Consider the following 19,226-nt stretch of genomic DNA (forward strand, 5'->3'; position numbering starts at 1 on the left):
AGCCCCTCAGCCCCAGATCTTGATGACTTCGTGCACCTTCTCGTCGACCTCCTCCATGGAGAGGCCGCCCGAGCCGAGCCCGGCGTGGCGCTGGTAAAGCTCGCTCTCGGCGAAGGCCCGGAGCGCCAGGACGCGCTTCGGCAGCCACGGGTGGCTGGCCGTGAACTCGGCGAACCGGCCGATGCCGCCCTTGCCCTCGTCGTGCTGGGCGATGAACGCCTCGAGGTTCAGCTCCTCGTAGAGCTTGGTCGAGCCGAGCGCGAGCTTGGTGAGCGCGCGCGTCGAGACGTCGAGGCTCTTCGCGCAGAGCAGCCCGGCGCGGTCGCAGGTGACCTCGGCCCGGCGCGACCAGCCGGAGAGCGCGAGCATCGCCGGGCCGACGATCCACTTCACGAAGACCGACGCCATCCGCGTCAGGTAGTGCATCGCGGTCAGATAGACGACGTGGCTGTTGTGGATGTGGCCGCACTCGTGGCCGATGACGCTGAGCAGCTCGTCGTCGGTGAAATGGTCGACGAGCGCCGAGTGCACCATGATGAACGAGTCGTCGTTCGTGCCGTAGGTGGCCGCGTTGAGGGTGGGGCTGTTGACGATGTAGAGCGTCGGGGTCGCGATCCCGAGCGTCTCGGCGCAGTGGACCGCGAGCTTGTGGACGCGCGGGAACTGCGTGGGGCCGACCTTCACGGCGTGGCCGAGGAGCTCGTTCTTGCCGACCGTCTTGAACAGCCGGACCGCGGCGGTCACGGCGAGCTCGACCGGACGCATCTTCTCGAACGCGAGCCGCGTGTTCTTATCGGACACGTAGGCGTACGCGTTGCCAGCGCCGTCCCCGCCGCCCGCGCGCTGGCCCTTCCGTCTCTCGATGAAGCCCTTGAAATCGAGCGTTCCGACCTGTGCCATCCGGCGAAGGTAACGGTCGGGCCGCGGGCGCGCAACGCCGCCCTCGCCCGGTGCCGCGAACTTCACGCAAAATCACGAGGCGACCTTCGCGCACAGTCGAATCGGACGAGAGCGGACGAGAGCGGACGCAACGCAGGCGATGGCGGGCGCGATCAGACGCGGAGCAGCGCGAGGAGCCCCTCCGGGCCGAGGCGCTCGAGCGTCCGCTGCCGCGCGAGGAAGCGCCGGAAATCCTTGTAGACGCCGCTGCCCTTCGGGCGGAGCTCGAAGTCGGTGATCCGCGTGATGGAGAACCGCAGCGCCGCGACCAGGCTCTCGTGGAATAGACGGCCGCGCTCCTCGGTTGAGAGCGGCCGCACCGACGTGTAGCCGGCGGCGAGCCCGGCCGCGAGGTCCGGGTCGAGGTCGTCGCCGTAGCACCACGCCAGCATCGTGACGGCGAGATCGAAGGCGGCGCTGCCGCGCGAGGCGCTCTCGAAGTCGAGCAGCGCCGAGATCTCGCCGCCCTGCCAGAGCACGTTGTCGCGGAAGAGATCGCCGTGGATCAGCGTCTCGGGCCCGGGCGCCCGCGGCGCCGCGGCGCGGATCCGCTGGAGCCGGCCGGTGAGCTCGTCCACCGCGGCGGCCACGTCGGGCGGGAGGGCCGCGGCGGCCTCGCCGGTGGGGCGCGCGGGCGCGCGGAGGCCCTGGAGCCGCTGGTCGAGGCTGTCGAGGTCGAACCGGCTCACGTTCGCCCCCTCGAACGACGCGCCGACGAGGTGGACCCGCGCCAGGGCCGCGCCGACGCGTCGGGCCGCGTCCGGCGTGACGCGCGCCTGGCAGAGCGAGTCGCCCGCGACCCACGGGAACAGCGCGACCGGCTTGCCAGCGTGCTCGGCAATGAACGCGGTGTCCTCCGACCCGGACATTCCATCCTGACGGCGGAGCGGCTGCGGCGTGGCCACGCCGCCGGCCGCGAGGTGCGCCAGCATGCGCGCCTCGCGCGAGGCCGCGCCGCGCTGCTGCTCCTCGTAGATGCGCAGGAAGACCTGCCCGCGACCGTCGGCGAGCGTCAGCGCGAAGTTCGAGTTCACGCTCCCGGCGAGGAGGCCGCGCACGTCGGCGACCTCGAGGCCGTAGAGCGCGCCGATGCGGCGGGCATCTGCGAGCGAGAGGGGGGTCAGGATGGCCATCGTGGGCAGCGTTGCCACGGCTCGGCCGCGGCCTCTACAGGAACGTGGAGCCGCGCGCAGGCGGGAGACGCGAAGCGCCGGAACGGGACGCTGGAAGGGGAGATCGAGGCGAGCGACGAAGGGGAAGAAGGGGCAACGCGGGGAACGCGCGGGGAGCGGAAGAGCGAGGGGGAGACGGGGGAAGAGGACCTGACGGCGACGAGCGATGAGAAGAAAAGAAATTGCTCGACCCGCGTGAGATCCGCGGTGGCCCCGGTGCGGACCGGCCCTGCGTGCGTTATGAATGAGCGGGAGCACCACTCCCTTCAATTATCGAATGCCCACCCTCTACGGAAACACCACCGGACTCAGCCCCCTCGCCACCAAGACCTTAGAGCGCATCTACCGCCGCAAGGTCCCGCTCGGCAGCATCGCCACGCCCGAGCTCATCAAGGCGCTCGCCGAGGCGTCGCACGAGACGGGGCGCCAGGTCGGCGCCCTGGTCCACCGCTCGGGTGAGATCGACTATGTCGTCGTCGGCGACGCGACCCGGCTGATGCTGCCCGACATCGGACGCCTCCGCGCCGCGCAGGGGCGCTTCAGGGCGCTCCGGCTCGTCCACACGCACCTCTTCAACGAGCCGCTCACGCGGGACGACCTCGTCGACCTGGTCCGCCTCCGGCTCGATCTGGTCGCGGCCGTGCAGCTCTCCCCGCAGGGAGAGCCGCGGACCCTCCAGTACGCGTACAACGTGCCGGTCCACGGGAAGGAAGCGGTCACGGTGACCGTGGACGACGAGGGCGGCGACGAGCGCGGGAAGGCGGAGCTGCCGTACCGGACCGTGGGCCCCGTCGCGGTCGGCCGCCTCGACGTCGATTTCGGCGCGCTCATCCAGGCGCTCGAGGACGAGTTCGCGAAGCGATCGCGCACGCGATCGGTCGCGGCCAAGGACGGCCGGGCGATCCTCGTGCACGTCGCCGAGAAGGCCAAGGCGGGCGCGCTCGCGCGGGCCGAGGAGAGCCTGCGCGAGCTGACCGACCTCGCCGGGACCGCCGGCGTCGACGTCGCGGACACGGTCCTCCAGCTGCGCGACCGCATCGATCCGCGGCTCGTGCTCGGCAAGGGGAAGCTCGACGAGGTCGTGCTGCGCGCCTCGGAGCTCGACGCGGAGACGCTGGTCTTCGACCGGGATCTCACCCCGTCGCAGGCGTCGGCGATCGCGAAGCACACGGACCTCAAGGTGCTCGACCGGACGCAGCTCATCCTCGACATCTTCGCCCAGCGCGCGGAGTCGTCGGACGGCAAGCTCCAGGTCGAGCTCGCCCAGCTGAAGTACACGCTCCCGCGCCTCGGGCAGAAGGACGACTCCCTGTCCCGCTTGACCGGCGGCATCGGGGGGCGCGGTCCCGGCGAGACGAAGCTCGAGATCGGGCGCCGCCGCGCGAAGGAGCGCGTCAGCTTCCTGGAGGCGCAGCTGAAGCGGCTCTCCCGGCAGCGCGAGCAGCGGCGCCGGCGCCGCGCCCGGCTCGGCGTGCCGGTGGTCTCGATCGTGGGCTACACGAACGCCGGCAAGAGCACGCTGCTGAACACGCTGACCGGCGCCGACGTGCTCGCCGAGAACAAGCTGTTCGCGACGCTCGACACCCGCTCGAGGCGGCTGCGCTTCCCCGAGGAGCGCGAGGTGGTGATCACCGACACGGTCGGCTTCATCCGGGAGCTCCCGAAGGACCTGTTCGCCGCCTTCCGGGCGACGTTCGAGGAGGCCGCCGACGCCGATCTCCTGCTCCACGTCGTCGACGCGAGCGATCCCGCGCGCGATCAGCACATCGAGACGACCGAGGCGCTCTTGACCGAGCTCGATCTCATCGGCATCCCCCGCATCCTGGTGTTCAACAAGGCGGACCTGATCGCCCCGGAGGAGGGGCGGCGGCTGCTGCTCGGGCACCCGGACGCGGTGCTCCTGTCCGCCACGGACCGGGAGACGACGCGGGAGCTGCTCGCGAAGCTGGCGGATCGGCTCAAGAGCCGCTGGGAGGACGCCGCGACGGTGCCCGCCTACGACGTGGAGGCCGAGCGCGGCGAGCTGGAGGAGGACGGCGGCCTGTTCGACGGGGAAGCCGAGTCGATGACGGTGCTCGGCCCGCCCTCCGGCGCCGAGGCCGAGGCGATCAGCGCGCGCGCGCGAGGGACGTTCGGGGCGTGAGCTCCGCCGGGCTCCGCGGGGAGCCCGGCGGGAGCCGGAGAGAGCTCAGGGATCCGGGGTCTCGATCTCGTCGCAGGCCCTGACGGCGCTGATGGTGATGCAGTTGCCGCTCGCGCACTCCTCGTCCGAGGCGCACCGCTGGCCTTCGGCCAGCTTGCAGGCGCCCTCGCCGTCGCAGACGTTGACGTCGCTGCAGTCCATCCCGTCCTCGGCGCCGAGCGGGACGTTCGAGCACTTGCCCGCCGAGCCCTCGATGTTGCAGGCCTGGCAGGGCGAGTCGCAGGCGGTGTCGCAGCAGACGCCGTCGACGCAGCTCCCGCTGCCGCAGTCGGTCGCGTCCGTGCATTCCTGACCGTTCGCGGCCTTGCACTCGCCCGCGGCGTCGCACGCCTGGTCGTCCTCGCAGCCGAGGCCCGTCGCGCCCGCCGGAGCCAGCGAGCAGGTCCCCTCGCCCGCATCGCAGACGTGGCACTTGGCGCACTGCGTGTCCTCCGAGCACTCGGCGAAGCACGCGTTCTCGTCCGGATCGCAGGCGAACGTCTCGCACGACGTCTCCTCGCCGGGCGCGCACTCCACGCTCGTCCCGTCGCAGGTGCCGCGGGTCGTCTGGACGCCCTCGGAGCACGTCGCCTCGCCGCACTCGGACTCGGCCTTCGAGGCGCCGCACGAGCCGTCCTCTTCACCCGACTCCTTGAGATCGGCGGTGCAGGCATCGCACTCCGCGTCGCACGCGGTGTTGCAGCAGACGCCGTCGGCGCAGAAGCCGCTCGCGCAGTCCTCTTTCGCCGTGCACGCCTTGGCGAGCTCGCACTGCGGGCAGGTGGAGCCGCCGCAGTCGATGTCGGTCTCGTCGCCGTTCTTCGTGCCGTCAGCACACCCGTCGGTGACGCCGTCGTCCCCGGGAATGCGCGAGCGGTCGACCGTGGCGATGAGCTCACAGCCCATCCCGAGCGTCGAGAGCGCGCCGGCGCAGAGCGCGATCGCGAGAAGGTACTGGTTCTTCCACATGGTGTAGTCCCCTTAGAAGGTAAACCGCGCGGCGGCGCCGCCGCCTGTCGGGCTGACGTACGGAGTGACGAACGCCTTCTTCGTCACGCTCGAAGCAGCGGCCTTCTCGGCCGGCGCGTCATCGGTGAGGAGCAGGACCGCGCCGGTGACGCCGAACGTGAGCGCCACCGCGAAGGACATGTCCGAGATGAGCGCGAAGCGGTCGACGCGATCCGCGTTCTTCGTCGTCGGCTGCTCGTCGAAGTCGCCCTTCGCGCCGAGCGCCTGGATGCCGAAGATCGTCCCGACCACGACGCCGGCGCCGGCGAGCCCGAGCGTCACGTAGGCCGGCACCGGGGAGCGCGGCTCGGTCGCCGGCGCGGGCGGCGGCGGCTGCGCCGGGGGCACCTCGGCGGCCGGCGGCGGGGCCGGGGGCTGCGCCGGCGTCGCGGCGACCGGCTCCTGCGGCTTGGGCGTCAGCGTCACGCTGACCTCGCGCGCCTCGGCGAAGGTGACCTCGAGCTCCTGGCTCGAGTCGATGAACCCCTCGGCCGAGACGGTGAGGGTGTGCTTGCCGGGCGGGACCGAGAGCTCGGTGCCGGTCTGGGCCACGCCGTCGATCGCGATCTTGAGGCCCGGCGGCGCCTCCGGAGCGGTCGCGACCTTCACCTTGGCCGGCGTCTTCTTCAGGGCCTCGACGCGCCCCTGCGCCTCGGTGATCTTGTCCTTGAACTTCTCCGCGTCCGGCTTCGAGTCGAGGAACGCCTGCCACGCCGCGACCGCCTCGGTCGCGAGCCCCTGCTTGTCGAGCGAGAGGGCGAGCTTGTACTTCGGCGCGGCGCCCGGCACGTGCTCGTCCGCCTGGCGGTACAGGTCGGCCGCGACGGCGTACTCGCCCTTCTCGAACCTGGCCTCGGCCTCCTTGTAGAGCTTCTTCGCCTCGTCCTTCTTCTGCTTCTCCGTCAGCGGCTTCTTCGGCTTGGTGGTGGTCACCTTCGCCGCGGGCTCGGCGGTCTTTCCGGGCGCTGCCGTCGCGGGCGTACCGGCGGCGGGCGGCGTGGCGCCAGCGGCGGGCGGCGTGGCGCCGCCGGCGGCGGGCGGCGTGGCGCTGGCAGGCGCCTGCGCCGCGGCGGCGGGCTTCGCAGGACCCGGCGTCGGCGCGGCCGCGGCGGGCGCCTGCGCGGCCGGCTTGCCCGCCGGGGGCGGCGCCGTCTGCGCAGATACCGGACTGACGTTCGTCAGCGTCAGGAGCCCAGAGACCATCGCCGCCGAGGTCAACATCGTCAGCCGGCCCGATCGTGAACGCATACCGTAAGCCCTCCTCCGCGGATAGTGTCGCGTGGGCGCCCACTTAAGCCTTGAAGGCCGCTCTACACAAGGGTTTTCGCGTCCGTCGGGGTCGCGCGCGCCCCCTCATTCGCGGCGCCCCCCGCTCTGCCTGCGGCATCTCCGGACATCAAGGCTCGTCGCCTCGCTCCAGCCACGCAGGGAACCGCAGCCTCGCCTCCAGGCCGAAGCCCGAGGTGGCCTTCCGCATGCGCGCTGCCCGTTCGGCGCCCCGCGGGAGGCTCTCGCGGAGCCGCCGCAGCGCCTCGATGTAGCGCGCGAACCGGGGATCCGAGAAGAGCGCGCCGAGATCCTCCCGGATGCGCCGTATCGTCCCTGGGCTGACGCCGTGGCTGCTGAAGCTCATGGTCAGTCCGGAGGCGGAGACCACCGAAGGGTTGACGAAGTTCGACACCTCCGGGCGATCCAGCGTGCAGACGAGTCGTCCGGCGTCCGCGAGCTCGCGATGGAGTCGCCGCGAGAGCGCGTCGTCGCCCGGCGCGAGGAACACGATCGCAGCGCCGGCGAGGTCGCCGTCCGCGAACGGCCGCCGGTGCAGCTCGATCCGCCCTTCCTCGCCGGCGCGTTCGATCGACGCGTCGACCTGCCCCGGCGCCACGACGGAGACGCGGGCGCCCGCCGAGAGGAGCCGCTCCACGGTGTAGGGGACCTCGCCGTCGGCGCCGATGACGAGGGCCCGCCGGCCGTTGAGGTCGAGCGCGATGGGGAAGAGGCGCATGGGGTGGAGTAGACACGAACCGGGGGCGGCCGCGCAGCGATTGTCGAGCGCCGGACGTCGCGGCGGCGGGCGAGCTCGCCGCGCCTCAGCGGCTCGGAGGGCTCTGGGGCGGCGGGGGCGGGCTCGGCGGCGGAGCCGGCGGGAGGAAGGCCTGCGTGCGGAACGCGAGCCTCCGGTCGGCGTTGCCGATGCGCGTCACGAACAGGCCGACGAAGGAGCCGAACAGCGAGTCGCCGGGCCCGATCGCGGTGGAGCCAGGCGGGCGCGTGACCCACCGCTTGATGCGATCGAGCATCTCGGCGCTCATGGGGTTCACCTCGACGAGCACGGCCACGAAATAGCGATTGCCGTCGCGGACGAGCGACCGCTCCACGAGCGGCAGCCTCCGGGCCTCGGCGCAGTTGCGGAGCACGCCCTCCACGTTGACCGCGACCGTGCTCGACTGACCTCCGGCCTGGATCAGCTGGATCCGGAACACCTCGTCCCAGAGGTCGTAGACGATCCGGCAGCTCTTGGCGGCGAGCGCGACCGGGTTGCCCCCGCTCTCGTGGAAGAGATAGCCGCGCATCGTGATGACGGTCGGCAGCCCGCTGAGCAGCTTCTTCGAGATCTCGCCGTCGACCACGTCGCGGAAGCCGACGGTGAGCTGCACGATCGTCTTGTCGAGCGAGAGGCTCGCCACGCGCGTGGGCAGCGCGGCCGGCGTGCCGAGCGCCTGCTGCGCGTCCGCGTCGTCGATCTCCTTCGTCTCCTGCCGGCCGCCCGCGCCGCCGGGCCGCTCCTGGGCCGCCGCCCGACCCGCGCCCAGGGAGAGCGCGGCGAGCAGCGCGATCGAGCGCCAGCGCGCCGCGCCGCGGCCTGCGCCCGGGCAGGTCATTTCCGCTCACCGCGCCGCGCCGGGATCAGCCCGAGCAGGTTCGAGAAGGCGAGCGTCACGCCGCCGACCGCCGTGTCGACCCGCAGACCGAGGTTGTACGTGATGTCCACGGGCACGCGGGCGAGGCCCTCGTACCCGGTCGGCGGGTCGGTGAACTCGCGGCGGGTCGCGAGCCCGTACAGGCCTGCGGCGCCGAAGAAGTCGACGCCGTAGATCGAGCCGCGGCCGGCGTAGACCGGGATCCGGTACTCCGCCTCGAGCTTCGCGGCGAAGTCCCCGTACCGGACCTCGATGATGTCCGTGCTGAGGAAGTTCGGCGGCTGCCTGCGATCGGGGGCGAGGTCGAGCAGCCGATCCGGCAGGAGGTCGGTGAGGTCGCCCACGTAGAATTTCTCGAAGAAGGGGGCGTCCCCGGCGACGGCGCCGGCGAACGCCTCGACGCGGAGCACGTGCCGCATCGGGAGGCGGAACCAGCGTTGCGCGGCGAACTCGAACTTCTGGTAGCCGTAGTCGCTGCCGAACGGCGGGACGCCCACCGTGACCGCGACGGAGGCGAGCGTGCCCTGCGTCGTCAGGAACGGCGCGTCGCGCGTGTCGTAGTCGATCGCGGCGCGCAGCGACGAGAGCACCGTCCTGCCGCCCAGGATGTCGAAATCGATGGGCTCGCGGCGGTCTCCGCGCATGTGCGAGGCGACCGTGGGCACCGTCGCGTCGATCTGCTCGAGGTGGTAGTCGAGCGACAGCTGCGAGGAGGAGGAGACGTCGTGGCCCGTGCCGAGCGTCGCGCCGAACCGCTTGTAGGCGACGACCGCGTAGCCCGTGACCTCCCGCTGCTCGAGCAGCGGGGACTCGAACGAGACGTCCCGGTTGCCAAAGAAGTCGCGCGCGTCGTTGTAGAGCACCGTCACCGCGGCCGACCAGCGGGTCCCGACGAACGCGGGATCGACGAAGCGGGTCCTCAGGGCGAGCTGGTCCGCCGCGAGGCCGACGCCGGCGCCGAGCGTGATCCCGGTCCCCGCGAGGTTGGTCTCGGCGGCCTGTACGCCGGTGAACGCGGAGAGCGGCCGCGCGTTGCCCGCCGTGTCCTCGTCGGCCGCGATGCCGAGCCAGAGGTCCTGCACGACGAACGTGTTGCGCTCGACCACGTCGATCACGAGCGTCGCGCTCCCGCGCTCGGCCCCTTTGCGGAGCGACAGCCCGACCGAGGCGAAGAACCCGGTCCCGAGGAGGCGGTAGCGCGTGAGCTCGATCTCCGGATCCTCGACGTCGAGCACGCCGCCCGCGCGAAACCTGACGTAGCGGAGGATCACGCGCGCGGCGGTCCGCACGTTGCCCCGGATCTCGATGCCGTCGAGGGTGTACCGGACCCGGTGCCGCTCCTGCGGCGTCGCGCCGGCGGACAGCCCTGCCGCGCGGTGGCGCGCCGCGCGAGGCGCCGGCTCGGGCGCCGCGGGCCGCGCGCCGGCGGCCGCCTCCGCGCCCTGGCCGAGCGCAGGGCCCGAGCGCGACGCCACGAGCAGCGCGCTACAGAGCGCGAGGAGCGCGCGGCGGAGCACAGGGGGCAGGGGGATGGCCGGGGTGCGTGACGTGCCCCGGAATCGAGGAGGGTTCACAGGAGCGCTGCGACACCGCCGGAGCCAGCTGCGACGTCAGCGACGCACCCTTCGACGACGCATCGCTCAGCGGGGCACCGTTCAACGGCGCACCATAGCACGGCCTCCTGCTCCGCCGGCGGGATCGGCCGCGTCGAGCTCGGCGAGCGACGCGGCGTCCGCGGCGTCGTCGCCGGGAGGGGCCTCGGGCGACGGCGCACCGCGGCGGATCCGCGCCGCGGCGGGCGCGCGCTGCTGCCGCCGCGGCTCGCGCGAGATCGGGGCGGCCTCGGTGCGCTCCGCCAGCGTGAGCAGATCCAGCCGGGCCGGCGTCGGCTCGATCAGGTGATCGGCCGCGGAGCGCAGCAGCGACCGGACCTCGTCCCGGACGCCGGCGTCGCGCGTCCAGCGCGCGCCGGCGCTCGCGGCGATGGCGCGGGCCAGGAGGAGCTCCGCGCGGCCGCGCACGTCCGCGGGGATCCAGTCGGCGATGAGCGGATCGGCGAGCATGGAGAGCGTCCTGCGCAGCGCGGTGACGCGGCGGGGGCCGAACCGGTCCGGCGCGCGCGCCGCCTGGCGCGCGAGGCGCAATGCGCTGCGGAGCGCGCGCCTCGCCGCCCTGCCGACCACGGCGCCGCGCACGGTGAGCCGCTCGCGCGGCGCATCGAGGGCGCGCAGCACCGCGGCCAGCGAGAGGCCTCCCGCGATCACGAGCGCCACCGTCGCGGCGGTCGCACCGACGCCGCTCAGCCTGAAGCCGCCGGTCGCCGCGACGAAGGCGCAGGCGGCCACCAGCAAGAGCCCCAGCGAGCCCAGCGCGCCTGCCGCGTGCGACCGCCAGCGGAAGGAGCCGCCCTCGCCCTGGATCAGCCGCGCGTAGCCGTCCGGCGCGATGAGCCTCCCGCCGCTCGGGATGAGGCCCACCATCGCTCGCCGCGCCGCGCGCCCGAGGCCGACCTCCAGCGGGCCGAGCTCGACGCCGGGCGGCTCACGGAACGGGCTCACGCCTCCAGGATAGCCCATCCCTCGCCGGCGCGGAGGGCGCGCCGCGGCGCAGCGGCGACGGCGGATTGCGCCCGCTTTTCACGGCCTATACGCTCGGCGCGCGAAGAGCATCGCCGCCTGCAGCCTCGCCGCCGCCGCCGCCCTGAGGCGGCGGCCCGTCACGGCGCTCCCGTCCGGTCCTTCTGCGCCCGCTGCGCCTTCTCGACGAGGCCGCTCGTGCCCATGCGCGCCGCGAGCGCGGCGAGGACCGCGCGCAGCGGGACGCCGCGCGACGCGACGCCGACCAGCAGGTGGTAGATGACGTCTGCCGCTTCCGACGCGACGCGATCGTCGCTCTCCCCGGCGATCGCCTGCGCGAGCTCGCCGGCCTCCTCGCGCAGCTTCGCGCCGATGAGCGGCGCGCCGCCGTCGAGCAGCTTGCGGGTGTAGCTCTTCGTCGCCGACGACGCCTTGCGCGCCTCGATCTCCCGCTCGATCGACTCGAGCACCGCGGACGCGTCCTGCCCCTCGTCGGCGGCCTCCGGCTCTTCGTCGCCGCGGGCCTCGACCTGCCGGAAGAAGCAGCTCGCGCTGCCCGTGTGGCACGTCGGGCCGCGCGGCTCCGCGAGCACGAGGAGCGCATCCCCGTCGCAATCGGCGTGAATGCTCGTGACCGCGAGCGTATTGCCGCTCGTCGCCCCCTTCTCCCAGAGCTCGCCGCGCGATCGGCTGAAGAAGGTGGCGCGCCCCGTCTCCAGCGTCCGGGCGAGCGACTCGCGCGTCATGTACGCGAGCATCCGGACCTGTCCAGTCAGCCGATCCTGCACGACGGCCGGAATGAGCTTGCCCTCTCCGAATGCGATCTTCACAGCCTATGCCTCTCCGGTGGTGTCGGGCGCCTCGGCAGCGGCGCCGCGTTCGCGGGCCGTCGCCCGGCCTCCGTCCTTCGCGCTGCCGCGCTTCCCCCGCGACGGCTCGTCGCCGGCCTTCGCCTTCGCGCCGCGCTTCTCGCTCGGCGCGCCCTCCTCGTCGTCTCCGTCGCCCGGCGCGTCCTCCTCGTCCTCGTCGTCGTCGTCTTCGCCCTCGTCGTCGGCGGCGGGCTGGCTCTGCGGGAGGTTGAGCGCCATCGCCTGCTCCGGGTGGTCGAGGGCGGCCTTGTAGTAGATCGCGAACGCGATCGACGCGGCGAGCCCGGTCGCCAGCGCGACCGCCTGGGAGGTCGAGTACTGGAGCGCCGTGGACGCGCCGAACGTCTCGGGCTTGAGGGCGAGGTACAGGGCGACCGCGGGGACGAAGGCGAGCGCCTGCGTCACCTTGCGCGCCACGTCGTTGCGGACGACGCGGGAGAACCCGATCGCGTACCCCACGGCGAAGACGAGCAGGCCGGCGGGGAGCAGCACGTGCTCCGGGAGCGTCGGCGGGATCGAGCCGCGCTCCGCGTCGTCCCGCAGGAGCTCGAGCAGGTAGCGGCAGACGCCGTAGGAGAACGTGAAGAGCAGGAAGATCTCGCCGCGAAACCTCTGCCGCCGTCGCGCGAGGAGCAGGAGCGCGAGCAGCCCCGCGCCGACGAGGGACTCGTAGATCTGCGTCGGGTGCACGGCGAGCGACGCCTCGGAGGTCGGATCCAGCCCGCGCTCCTTGACGTGCTGCACCCACGCCGGGGACCCGCTGCCGTGGTCCAGCGTGCCCTCGGCCCAGTGGGGGAAGGTGCCGAGCTTCTTCAGCCAGGCGGGCGCCGTCTCGCTGAGCGGCCGGCCGAAGTCGCAGCCGAAGAGGTAGCAGCCGATGCGCGTGATCATGAGGCCCGAGGCGAGGCTCGGGACGGCGACGTCGGCCCAGGGGAGCAGCGGGAGCCGGTGGGACCGCAGGAACAGGTACGAGCCCAGGAAGCCGCCCAGGAACCCGCCGTACGCCACGAGCCCGCCGCGGCGGATGTCGAACATCGCGCCGAACGAGTCGAACTCGTCGAGGTTCGTGAGGATGTAGAGCACGCGCGAGCCGAGGACCGCGGCGAGGGCGGTGACGACGTAGCAGTTCGCCATCGTCTCCTTCGGCAGGCCGTCGCGCTCCGCGAGCCCGAGCGTCAGGTACCAGCCGACGACGAGCGAGAGGCCGAGCATGACCCCGTAGCTGTAGATGGGGATCGGACCCAGCGTGTAGGTCTGCTCCTTGAACTGGGACGCGAGCACGGCGAGCACGACGCCCGCGACGCCCGCCGCAGCGGCGCCTGGCTTGTTCTTGCCGATGAGCAGCCCGATCGCGCCCGCGAAGGCGATGCCCGCAGCGATCAGGAAGACCCAGAGCAGGGGCACGGTCCAGACGGGCAGCGGGACGCGGAACAGGATGGGATGCATGGCGCCTCTCCTTACGCCCGGGATTGGAGCCCATCAAGCGCCGTCTCTCGGGTATGACGCGGCGAGCCAAGGCGCTTTCCGTTGCTGGTCCGGCCGCGTCGGGCGCTCGCCGTGCGCCCGGGCTGGCAGCGCGGCGGAGGCTCGACTCCCTTCCGGCGATGGCGTCCGCCAGCGGCCTCGAAGTCCGCGCGCACCGCTGCTAGCATCGATTCCGTGCTCTCTGGCCGTGCCACCGTCAGCGTGTTCGCCGTGCCTTCGCTGCTCGTGAGCGCGTCGTGCGTGCCCGAGGGGCCGGCCACCGGCGACACGAGCGCGCGGCCAGCCGGGACGGTCGCTGCCTCGGCCTCCGCGTCGGTCGCCGCGGGCGGCGTTCAGGGAGCGCAGCGCGCGGGGGTGTTCGAGGACGATTTCGATCGGGCGGCGCTCGGCCCCGACTGGAACGCCCTCAGCCCCAAGTGGAAGATCGAGGAGGGGCGGCTCTGCGTCCGCGGCGCGAGGAACCGCGGCGCGTGGTTGAGACGGCCGCTGCCCGAGAACGCCCGGATCGAGTTCGACGCCATCGCCGAGGCCCCCGACGGCGATCTCAAGGTGGAGCTCTGGGGCGATGGACGGAGCGGAGCGACGGCGGCGAGCTACACGAACGCGACGAGCTACCTCGTGATCCTCGGCGGATGGAAGAACACGAAGCACGTGCTCGCCCGGCTCGACGAGCACGGCGCAGATCGCCTCGAGATCGACGTGGATCCGGACAGCGACGACGAGCGCGCGCGCCCGGTCGCGCCGGGGCAGCCGTACCGCTTCAGGATCGAGCGCCGCGACGGCAGGACGCTCTCCTGGTCGGTCGACGGCGTCGACTACTTGGAGCTCAGCGATCCCGCGCCGCTCGCCGGCCCTGGGCACGAGCACCTGGGCTTCAACGACTGGGATGCGCCAGTCTGCTTCGACAACCTGCGCATCACGCCCCTCTAGCCGCGATGGAATCGAGCGAGGTCGAACGGGAGCTTGAGGAGCTGGAGACGCGCATCGAGCGGCTGCGCGCGCTGTACGAGCAGTACTTCATGGGGATCGAGCGGCTCGAGCCGCTCATCCCGCGCAAGGACGTGGAGCGCCGCATCTGGGTGATGCGGCGGGAGCAGATCAGGAACACCGGGCTCCGGTTCAAGTTCCAGATGCTGTTCCAGCGCTACAACACGTTCCAGCAGTACTGGGGCCGGATCGCGCGCGAGATCGAGAACGGGACGTACCGTCGCGACGTCATCCGCGCAGCGAAGCGGGTCGGAACGAAGGAGGCGCTCACGATCGTCGGCCGGAAGCGGGCGGAGCGCTACGCGGAGCTCGCCGAGCAGCAGGCGGCGCGCGAGACAGCCCGCCGCGACGACACCGGCGACCACGAGGAGATCGACGTCGACGACGAGGCGGTCACGCTGGCGCCCCCGCCGCTGCCCGCCGCGTCGCCGTCGCGCAAGCAGCCGCCGGTCGAGCTGGCCGCCGAGGAGGCCCCGCCGCGCGAGCCCGCCGCGCCGCCGATCGCACCGCCGGAGGCCGCGGCGCCCGCCGGCCCGCAGGTGCGCCCCGCCCTGGTGCCGCCCGCCACGCCGCAGGCGGCGGCGGCCGTGAAGCCGGCTCCGCTGGGCGGCTTGCCCCGGGGGCTCGGCCTGACCAGGCCCCAGCAGAAGCCGCCGGAGATCAAGCCGGCCGAGGCGAAGCCGGCCGAAGCAAAGACGACCGAGGCAGCTCCAGCGGGGGTGAGGACCTCCGCGCGCCCTGCCGCCGACCGCGCCCCGGCCGCGGGGGGCACCGCCAACCGCCAGCGGCTGGCCGAGCTCGCGGCGGAGATGCGCGCTCAGCGCGCGCAGAGCGCCAAGACCGGCGACGCGGCGGCGGCCGCGGCCGGGTCTCCCGGGGCCCTGACGGACGTCGCGCCCGAGCCGCCGCCTGCTCCGCCGAAGCGACCGCCGCCTCCGCTCCCCGTTCGATCTCCGCCGAGCGCCGCGGCCTCGCCGGCAGCCGCAGCGCCGCCGGCCGCATCGGCTCCGGGCGCCGCGAAGGCGCCGGCAGCCGCAGCGCCGCCAGCCGCAGCGCCGGCGGCCACCGCGGCGGCAGCTGGCGAGGCAAAGGGCGCTGGAGCGAGGCGGCAGGACCGCGTGCACTCGGAGCGACCGCCGCCGAGCCGGCGCCGCCGCTCCACCGCGCCGCCCGCGGCGGACACGGGTACGGCGAGCGGCGGAGCGCGGCACGCGGCGCCGCGCGCCTCCTCGCGCCCGCCGGAAGCCGCGCGCGCCGGCCTGGACGCCGCGACGCGCCCTCGGCCCGGGCCGCCCCCGCAGCGGTCGGCCGCGCGCGACGACGAGCTCCCGGAGCAACGGCTGCGCCAGATCTACGCGAAGTACGTCGAGACCAAGCGCGCCGCGCGGGAGTCGACGGCCGGCGTCACCTACGAACGCCTCGCCGAGAGCCTCCGCGCGCAGGCGGCGAAGCTGCGCGCGACGAACCCGGCCAAGTCGGTGGACTACGACGTCGTCGTCAAGGATGGCAAGACGCTGCTGAAGCCGATCCTGAAGTAGCCGGTCGCCGTCGCCCAGCCGGGCTCCGCCGGCGCGGGTCCAGGCGGCCCCGAGGGCGCGGGCCGCCAAGGCGGGCGCTGGCGCGCGCGAAATGCCACCGCGGCGGCTCCAGGACCTTGAGCGCGCCGGGCCGTGCCCGGCGCGCCGTGTCGCTCCGGAAGCGCTCGCTACATCAGGTGGCGGGGTGGATGAGGTGGTTGTGGCCGATCAGTGGTGCGCGACGCGGCGCCACAGCTGCGGCAGTCGCTGGACCTGCGCCGGAACCCCGGCCTCCTCCTCGACGAAGAGGATCGCACAGGCCGTACGGTCGGCTTCGCGCATCCGCGCGCATAAGTCGGCCAGGTCGTCGTCGGCGTCCACGACGTCGGCCTCGGCCGGCTGACAGCCGCCCGTAACGTATCGGACGTTGTCAAGGGCGATCCATCGCCCAGCAAACTCTTCGGATCGACATATGTCGCGCCAGGTCATTCGAGGCGCGGCCAAACGAATCTTACTGCCCATTTCCCGTGAGCGACCTTCTCCCCCATGTTCCAAAGTCAAGCGCCGACCTACCAAGCCAGGTCATGGCGTTCACTGAACTTTCAGAACCCGTCGAGGCAGGATCTAGCATCGGTCAAAATCGCGCGTCAAGGCAAGCCTGGAACAGACCGGGCCCGCCCGGCGTTGAGCCCGATCGTCCACAGCCGTCGCAACCGCGCCGCTCCGTCCGCCTCGTCGCGTTCGTCACGTTGGCCACGTCCGCGCGGCATGGTCACTGACACTTCGCCGGCAGCTGGGACATCGCCTCGCCGGCCCCGATGCGCGCGGCGGCCATGGCGTGGGACTTGGCCGCGCACCCCTTGGAGGCGACGGCTCGCTTGGCGCTCGCGCTGATCGCGGCCCTCGCCTCGGCCTTCCTGGGGCCGTCGCAGGCCGCGAAGCGCTTCACCGCGAGATCCGTGTTGCCGCCGTTCGCCAGGTTGATCGCGGCCCTGCACTCCTGCTCGGCCTTCTCGTTGCCGGGGGGTGGGGCCTTGGGCCCGGCGGTCGGGGTCGGCGTGGTCTTCGCGGGGTCGGCGGGCGTCTTGACCTGACCCGCCTGCTCGGGCGGGGGCTCCGGGGTGGAGGGCTCGCTCGTCGGCGGGGGCACGGTCGGGTCCGACGCGACGGAGACGGGCGGCGCGACGGACGACGCGCCCGAGGGCAGGGGGATCGCGGTCGACGTGCTCTCCTCGGTCGCGCCCCCGCTGCCCCCCTTCGTCATCATGACGACGCCCACGACGCCGAGCACCGCGACGGCCGCGACCGCGGCGAGGATCGGGGCTGTCTTGTTTTTCTGCACTGGCGGCGGCGGCGGCGCGGGGAAGACCTGACCGCTGCCCGTGTTCACGGGCGGGTGGGCCGCCACCGCGCCCCCGGGCATCGCCGCCTGGTCCATGACGGTGGCGGCGTGGTGGGGGACGACGGTCTTGCCCGGTCCCGTGGGCGGCCCCGCGACGAACAGCGGCTCGCCGATCTGCGTCTGACCTGAGCGCGACGGCATCAGCGCCGTCCCGCTGGTCGGGGCCTCGAGCCCGACCTGGGTGCGGGGCGGCGTCCCGAGCACCGAGAGGCGAGGCCCGGCGCCGATGGTGAGCTCCTCGTAGAACTCCCGCGCCGACTGCTGGCGCTCCTCGCGGTTCTTGCTGAGGGCCCTCATGACGGCCGCCTTCATCTTCGGCGGGGCCGCGGCGCCCATCGGCACGGCCTCGAACGGGAACGGCTGCGCCGTCATGTGCTGCGTCGCCCACGCCCACGGGGTGTCGGCCTCGAACGGCAGGCGCCCGGTGAGCATCTCGTAGGTCAGCACGCCGAGCGAGTAGATGTCGCTCCGCGCGTCGAGCTCCTTGCCCGTGAACTGCTCGGGGCTCATGTACGGCGGCGTCCCGAGCACCGTCCCCTGCTGCGTCAGCTTCTGCTCGGCCTTGGCGCTGCGCTCGTCGCGCTTCGCGATGCCGAAGTCGAGGACCTTGACGTAGTCCTCTTCGCCGGCGCGCCTGGTCAGGAAGATGTTGGCGGGCTTCAGGTCGCGGTGGACGATCCCCTTCTCGTGGGCCTCCTGGAGCGACCCGCACACCTGCGCGAGGATGCGATCGACCCGCTCGGGCGCGAGCGCGCCGCCTCGCTCGAGCGCCGTCTCCAGCGACTGCCCGGTGAGCAGCTCCATCGCGATGTAGAGCTCCCCGGTGTTCGTCTGCCCGAAGTCGTAGACCTTGATCGTGTTCGGGTGCTCGAGCTCGCTGACCGTGCCGCACTCCCGCATGAAGCGCGCGACCACCTGCGGGTCCTTCGCGTGCTGCGAGAGGAGCGTCTTGATGGCGACCTTCCGCACCGAGGTCCCCATCGGCTGCTCGCCGTTGTAGACGCGGCCCATCCCGCCCTCGCCGAGCACCCCGACGATCCGGAACCGGCCGCCCACGATCGTGCCGATGAGCGGGTCTGCCTCCACCGGCGCGACAGGGAGGAGCGCGCCGCACGTGGCGCAGAAGCGCGCCCCATCGATGTTTGGCTGATGGCAAGCGGGACAGTCCATGCGATCGAACCTCTACCCCCGAAGCGTGATGAACCGCGACGACGCTCGGCGCTGCTCCGCTGCGCGCCCGAGCGAACGTGCGCCGGGCAGGATCGCAGCAGCCGCGCGCCGAGCGCAAGGGAGCTCTTGCTCGCCCGAGGCGCGGCCACGGCGAGTCTCCCGTCGCTTCCCGTGACTTCGCTCGCCTCCCGTGGCTCCCCGCGAGCGCGCGCGTCGCGACGGCGTCGTGGTGCGGGGCGCGCCGCGCGTCGCGACGGCGTCGTGGTGCGGGGCGCGCCGCCGTCGCGCGGGGCGCGTCGCGACGGCGTCGTGCTGCGGAGCGCCCCGTGCGACGACGGTGCGATGCGGGCTCGCGCCGTGCCCGCGCGGCGCCATCGTGCGGCGTGGGCCCGCCGCCGTGCCCCGGCGGACGGTGCGGCTCGAGCCCGCGCCGCGCCGCTTCGCGCGCTGGGCGCGACGTCCGCCTTGAAAACGGTCGTCACTCGAGCGAGATCGGCGCTGCCGGACGAGGCGGGAGCTCCTGCCCGCCGCAGCTCGACGGCGCGCTCGACCCGCGCTTCCGCAGCCGATTCCAGCGAAACGGACGAGAACGGGACGAAAACGATGCACACCGCTTGACACGTCTCTTGCAGGGGGCTAAGAGCCTCCTCCCTTCGCGGGACTCGTCTACCTTCGGAGCGACGTGAGCAGCACCAGCCGCTTCACCTCGCTGCGGTCCAGGCCGGCTCGGGATGCCCCGAGCCGCGCAGGCAGACGGTCCAGCAGGGCCGGGAGTTGATTGCTCGTATAGAAGTGATCGATCTTGGGACATGTCGCTAGGTCAGCACGCACGCCTCCCGGAGCCCCGGGGGCGAGCAGCGGGTCGATGTCGCTGGCGTAGCTCAATCGGTAGAGCACCTGCCTTGTAAGCAGGGGGTTAGGGGTTCAAGTCCCCTCGCCAGCTCCGATGCAAGGCAGCAGGTCGACGGTTCGGGAGGCCACGGGACGGACGAACACGG

The 19,226-nt window shown here is 73.0% G+C and carries 15 protein-coding genes and 1 tRNA gene; 4 read left to right on the plus strand and 12 right to left on the minus strand.

Annotated features, from left to right (window positions below):
• Positions 1 to 6: 6 nt before the first annotated feature.
• On the minus strand, positions 7 to 900 hold the full coding sequence (locus WMF33_RS02950) for a M48 family metallopeptidase (protein ID WP_437335721.1): 894 nt from the start codon (positions 898 to 900) through the stop codon (positions 7 to 9).
• Positions 901 to 1,052: 152 nt separating this feature from the next.
• A complete protein-coding gene (locus WMF33_RS02955; RefSeq protein ID WP_437335722.1) occupies positions 1,053 to 2,090 on the minus strand; it encodes a homoserine kinase in 1,038 nt (345 codons plus the stop codon).
• A gap of 298 nt (positions 2,091 to 2,388) precedes the next feature.
• Here WMF33_RS02955 and hflX point away from each other — a divergent pair, with 298 nt between their 5' ends.
• The gene (hflX, locus tag WMF33_RS02960) at positions 2,389 to 4,254 is read left to right on the plus strand and encodes a GTPase HflX (RefSeq protein ID WP_437335723.1); all 1,866 of its coding nucleotides are present in this window, start codon (positions 2,389 to 2,391) and stop codon (positions 4,252 to 4,254) included.
• A 45-nt stretch (positions 4,255 to 4,299) separates the two neighbouring features.
• On the opposite strand, the gene WMF33_RS02965 is transcribed toward hflX, so the two are convergent.
• From WMF33_RS02965 to WMF33_RS03000, 8 genes are all read right to left on the minus strand, one after another.
• Positions 4,300 to 5,262 (minus strand): hypothetical protein, encoded by a 963-nt coding sequence (locus WMF33_RS02965; RefSeq protein WP_437335724.1) that lies wholly within the window; start codon positions 5,260 to 5,262, stop codon positions 4,300 to 4,302.
• Positions 5,263 to 5,274: 12 nt separating this feature from the next.
• The gene (locus WMF33_RS02970) at positions 5,275 to 6,549 is read right to left on the minus strand and encodes a PEGA domain-containing protein (RefSeq protein WP_437335725.1); all 1,275 of its coding nucleotides are present in this window, start codon (positions 6,547 to 6,549) and stop codon (positions 5,275 to 5,277) included.
• A gap of 148 nt (positions 6,550 to 6,697) precedes the next feature.
• The gene (locus WMF33_RS02975; protein ID WP_437335726.1) at positions 6,698 to 7,306 is read right to left on the minus strand and encodes a precorrin-2 dehydrogenase/sirohydrochlorin ferrochelatase family protein; all 609 of its coding nucleotides are present in this window, start codon (positions 7,304 to 7,306) and stop codon (positions 6,698 to 6,700) included.
• An 85-nt stretch (positions 7,307 to 7,391) separates the two neighbouring features.
• Positions 7,392 to 8,183, minus strand: a complete 792-nt coding sequence (locus tag WMF33_RS02980) for a hypothetical protein (RefSeq protein ID WP_437335727.1) — start codon at positions 8,181 to 8,183, stop codon at positions 7,392 to 7,394.
• The gene (locus tag WMF33_RS02985) at positions 8,180 to 9,796 is read right to left on the minus strand and encodes a BamA/TamA family outer membrane protein (RefSeq protein WP_437335728.1); all 1,617 of its coding nucleotides are present in this window, start codon (positions 9,794 to 9,796) and stop codon (positions 8,180 to 8,182) included. The genes WMF33_RS02980 and WMF33_RS02985 overlap by 4 nt, the downstream gene beginning before the upstream one ends.
• Before the next feature lie 81 nt (positions 9,797 to 9,877).
• A complete protein-coding gene (locus tag WMF33_RS02990) occupies positions 9,878 to 10,780 on the minus strand; it encodes a hypothetical protein (protein ID WP_437335729.1) in 903 nt (300 codons plus the stop codon).
• A gap of 158 nt (positions 10,781 to 10,938) precedes the next feature.
• Positions 10,939 to 11,628: a bifunctional phosphoribosyl-AMP cyclohydrolase/phosphoribosyl-ATP diphosphatase HisIE gene (gene hisIE / locus WMF33_RS02995; protein WP_437335730.1), complete on the minus strand. Its 690-nt coding sequence runs from the start codon at positions 11,626 to 11,628 to the stop codon at positions 10,939 to 10,941.
• 3 nt (positions 11,629 to 11,631) lie between these two features.
• Positions 11,632 to 13,113, minus strand: a complete 1,482-nt coding sequence (locus WMF33_RS03000; RefSeq protein WP_437335731.1) for a prolipoprotein diacylglyceryl transferase — start codon at positions 13,111 to 13,113, stop codon at positions 11,632 to 11,634.
• Between the two features lie 213 nt (positions 13,114 to 13,326).
• Between WMF33_RS03000 and WMF33_RS03005 the strand changes: the two genes are divergently transcribed.
• Together WMF33_RS03005 and WMF33_RS03010 are read left to right on the plus strand one after the other, a co-directional pair.
• Positions 13,327 to 14,082 (plus strand): hypothetical protein, encoded by a 756-nt coding sequence (locus WMF33_RS03005; RefSeq protein ID WP_437335732.1) that lies wholly within the window; start codon positions 13,327 to 13,329, stop codon positions 14,080 to 14,082.
• Positions 14,083 to 14,087: 5 nt separating this feature from the next.
• The gene (locus tag WMF33_RS03010) at positions 14,088 to 15,677 is read left to right on the plus strand and encodes an MXAN_5187 C-terminal domain-containing protein (protein ID WP_437335733.1); all 1,590 of its coding nucleotides are present in this window, start codon (positions 14,088 to 14,090) and stop codon (positions 15,675 to 15,677) included.
• 207 nt (positions 15,678 to 15,884) lie between these two features.
• Here WMF33_RS03010 and WMF33_RS03015 read toward each other — a convergent pair whose 3' ends face one another.
• Both WMF33_RS03015 and WMF33_RS03020 read right to left on the minus strand, forming a co-directional pair.
• Positions 15,885 to 16,037, minus strand: coding sequence for a hypothetical protein (locus WMF33_RS03015; RefSeq protein WP_187345854.1), 153 nt, complete (start codon positions 16,035 to 16,037; stop codon positions 15,885 to 15,887).
• A 391-nt stretch (positions 16,038 to 16,428) separates the two neighbouring features.
• The gene (locus WMF33_RS03020; RefSeq protein WP_437335734.1) at positions 16,429 to 18,228 is read right to left on the minus strand and encodes a protein kinase domain-containing protein; all 1,800 of its coding nucleotides are present in this window, start codon (positions 18,226 to 18,228) and stop codon (positions 16,429 to 16,431) included.
• Between the two features lie 870 nt (positions 18,229 to 19,098).
• Here WMF33_RS03020 and WMF33_RS03025 point away from each other — a divergent pair.
• A tRNA-Thr gene (locus WMF33_RS03025) sits at positions 19,099 to 19,171 on the plus strand.
• Positions 19,172 to 19,226 lie beyond the last annotated feature (55 nt).

Origin of the sequence: Sorangium sp. So ce394 (assembly GCF_051474665.1) — a bacterium.
Lineage (GTDB): Bacteria > Myxococcota_A > Polyangia > Polyangiales > Polyangiaceae > Sorangium > Sorangium cellulosum_D.

Coding starts and splice junctions, on each gene's coding strand:
- WMF33_RS02965 (WP_437335724.1), bottom strand. CDS start 5,262: ATGTGGAAGAACCAGTACCTTCTCGCGATCGCGCTCTGCGCCGGCGCG.
- WMF33_RS03010 (WP_437335733.1), top strand. CDS start 14,088: ATGGAATCGAGCGAGGTCGAACGGGAGCTTGAGGAGCTGGAGACGCGC.
- WMF33_RS02975 (WP_437335726.1), bottom strand. CDS start 7,306: ATGCGCCTCTTCCCCATCGCGCTCGACCTCAACGGCCGGCGGGCCCTC.
- WMF33_RS02950 (WP_437335721.1), bottom strand. CDS start 900: ATGGCACAGGTCGGAACGCTCGATTTCAAGGGCTTCATCGAGAGACGG.
- WMF33_RS02970 (WP_437335725.1), bottom strand. CDS start 6,549: ATGCGTTCACGATCGGGCCGGCTGACGATGTTGACCTCGGCGGCGATG.
- WMF33_RS02980 (WP_437335727.1), bottom strand. CDS start 8,183: ATGACCTGCCCGGGCGCAGGCCGCGGCGCGGCGCGCTGGCGCTCGATC.
- WMF33_RS03000 (WP_437335731.1), bottom strand. CDS start 13,113: ATGCATCCCATCCTGTTCCGCGTCCCGCTGCCCGTCTGGACCGTGCCC.
- hflX (WP_437335723.1), top strand. CDS start 2,389: ATGCCCACCCTCTACGGAAACACCACCGGACTCAGCCCCCTCGCCACC.
- WMF33_RS03020 (WP_437335734.1), bottom strand. CDS start 18,228: ATGGACTGTCCCGCTTGCCATCAGCCAAACATCGATGGGGCGCGCTTC.